The 2,483-nt window shown below is 54.7% G+C and carries 3 protein-coding genes; all 3 read right to left on the reverse strand.

The window, feature by feature from the left end; all coding sequences use genetic code 11:
* Nucleotides 1-106: 106 nt before the first annotated feature.
* Nucleotides 107-913 (reverse strand): hypothetical protein, encoded by an 807-nt coding sequence (locus AB4Z11_RS29295; RefSeq protein WP_442029339.1) that lies wholly within the window; start codon nt 911-913, stop codon nt 107-109.
* Between the two features lie 470 nt (nt 914-1,383).
* Nucleotides 1,384-1,842, reverse strand: coding sequence for a hypothetical protein (locus tag AB4Z11_RS29300; protein WP_442029340.1), 459 nt, complete (start codon nt 1,840-1,842; stop codon nt 1,384-1,386).
* A 334-nt stretch (nt 1,843-2,176) separates the two neighbouring features.
* A partial coding sequence (locus tag AB4Z11_RS29305; RefSeq protein WP_442029341.1) for a hypothetical protein occupies nt 2,177-2,483 on the reverse strand: 307 nt, incomplete at its 5' end.

The following is a 2,483-nucleotide window of genomic DNA, read 5'->3' on the forward strand; positions in this document are numbered from 1 at the left end:
ACTTGCATAGGCTGGGCGTCAAAAGAAAAGGGCCTGCATTTCGCAGGCCCAATTACACAATGCTCTGTCAAACAATCGCGCACAATTAGCGCTTTTTGCCAGCCAACTATAGCTGTCTGTTCCATACCCCCATAAGCGGCAACCAAAACAGTCGAGGTTGGCAGTAGTGCTTCGTAATGTACTCGCCGCCGTGGTCGGTAACCTGAAGCCGGCTTCTACATTCAGCACCTATGAGGTCTAATTCAAACTGAATAGTCTGCTGCGGGGTGAACTTTTCTAGCACCTTTTGGTCGAACTGGAGTTCTGCGACCAGTCTGTATGTCACTTGCTCCGTTGCCTGCGACTTCACCGCAAATGGCTGTTGCCCAGAGGGCTTATATCGGAGCGGCATTATCGTGTTTGACTGTTGACCTTTCGCGTCGGTTATGTCCGCGATCACCCAAACTGTCAGGTCCGAAACGAGCCCCATCTCTGGTCCGTAATTCGTAACCAACAGCGTCACGGTGTCGAACGTGGACGACGTCATCGTATAGCTGATCTGGGAGTGACTCGACTGAAAAGCACTTTTGATGTTCGGGGCCACTGCGCCAAGCACCGCCACGAACGCCGTGACGAGCGCAAGTGACGTCTGGCCAATCTGTAGATGGCGGCGCCAGCTCAAGTCGGTTTTACAATGCTTGCAAATCAGCGCGCCTGGCTTAATTTCCTCTTTACAAGCGAGGCATACGATTTCGCCAGCACTGCTGTCCAGGCCACCAATAGCCGCTGCAAAACGACGGGACAGGATCTTGCCCGCAATGCCGATGAATAAATCGGCCATCGCGGCAATTCCTGCCGCGCCAATGATGACCCAACTGATGTCGAGAACCAGCGCACCGGCTTTAGCTGTGAATAGTACGCGGTACTTGATCACGCCTATCCAAGAATACAGAAGTATGTGAAGTGCTGGTGCCGTAGCAACAGACATCCAAACAAGTCTTAGTACCTTTCGATTCGCAGAGCTCCGGTGCGAGCCGCACCACAGCTTCGGAAAGGCGAGCAAGAGATCCGCTGTAGCCGCCATGCTTGCTATCGTGAGCACAAGGGCACACCCAACGTGAACAGACTTCCAAACCTCCCAAGAGAACCAGACGTGATACCTTCCGACGTAAGGCCCGTAGTACAACTGAAAGTGAACAATGGCCATCGCTGCGACAGTAATCCAGAACCCTCGTAAGGCCCTTCTAAATCGCGTGGCAAATTTGAAGCTCACCGTCCATATCCCTTTATAACTAGCAGGGTGATCGATTACTAATCCACTTCCGGCGCTTCAGCAATACAAAAAAGCCCCGCATATTGCGAGGCTTCGAGATGGTATGGACGAGCGCCGTCCTGAACGAGATTCTACGCAAAGAAAACGCGCGTTGCAAGATTCTTTCGCAGCAAGGTCGTCAGGGCCGCCTCCGCCTCGGGCAGCACATCGGCGAATACCAGGGACGGGAAGCGCCACACGGTCGCCAAGCGGCAGCGTTGACGGATCGCCCAATCGAGATGGCGTGGCATGCTGACTACCATCGCCTCAACGGCCTCGGCAACGCGGTCGTCCATGTTTCCGTACAGGGCATCCGAGTCCGCCTCGTTTTCACTTTCGATAATCGCGCAACGGCCCCGGAAGCCAAGACGCAGATCATCACGGCGCTGCCAATCCGTCCACAGGTCCAGGCAGTAGTCCAGCGGCCCCACTTCCTGCTTGTCAGCCACCGGGATCACCCGCATGGCTGGCGCCGCCACAGCCGCCGCACGTCGCTCTTCCACAAAGACCACACCGTCCACTTCGATTTTCGCCACCGCTGTCATCTGCATATCCCTATCGTTTTCCATTTGCCCTGAAACCCTGCCCGGTTTCTACCCTGAACCAACCCTGTAATTCTTCGATCAGACCCTTTACACGCTTTTCGTTGACCCTGTTACGCTGAAACCCGCATGAATGCTTGCTTACACAGGGTTAACAGGGTTAACAGGGTATGACTACACACACATATAGATTTCTTCGATGCCTTCTAATTCATCAAACACACACGCGCACGCGGAAGCGGCCCTGCAAACCCTGTTAACCCTGTTAACACCGCATGAACACTGGCTTTGCGCGTAGCAGGGTATGTGCAAGCCCTGTTCATAACCTTGAAATTGTCCACATTCATATCGGGGCCTTGATGTCAGCCAGATCGCGGAAGCGTTCACACCGCTTGCTCAGGCTTTCCTTCGCGTCGTCACCCTCCTGATCCGGCACGTGCAGCACGGTTAAGAGCTTCTTCTTCGTGCCGATCGTGACCCACTGGCGGTCTTTCTTGAGGCGATTCCCCATCAGCTCGGCAAATTTGGTGAGGGACTGGCCGCGCAAGCCGAAGCGGGAGCAGTAGCGGTCATAGACCAGGTACAGGTCATTCGACAGGCAGGAGCAATACGGCGCATCCAGCTCGCCTGCAGCCCAAGCCAGGTAAAAC

Origin of the sequence: Pseudoduganella sp. RAF53_2 (assembly GCF_052113985.1) — a bacterium.
In the GTDB taxonomy this organism is placed as follows: Bacteria; Pseudomonadota; Gammaproteobacteria; order Burkholderiales; family Burkholderiaceae_D; genus Rugamonas.

Excerpts from the sequence above, each read along its gene's own strand:
- AB4Z11_RS29300 (WP_442029340.1), bottom strand. The coding sequence starts at position 1,842 with ATGCAGATGACAGCGGTGGCGAAAATCGAAGTGGACGGTGTGGTCTTT.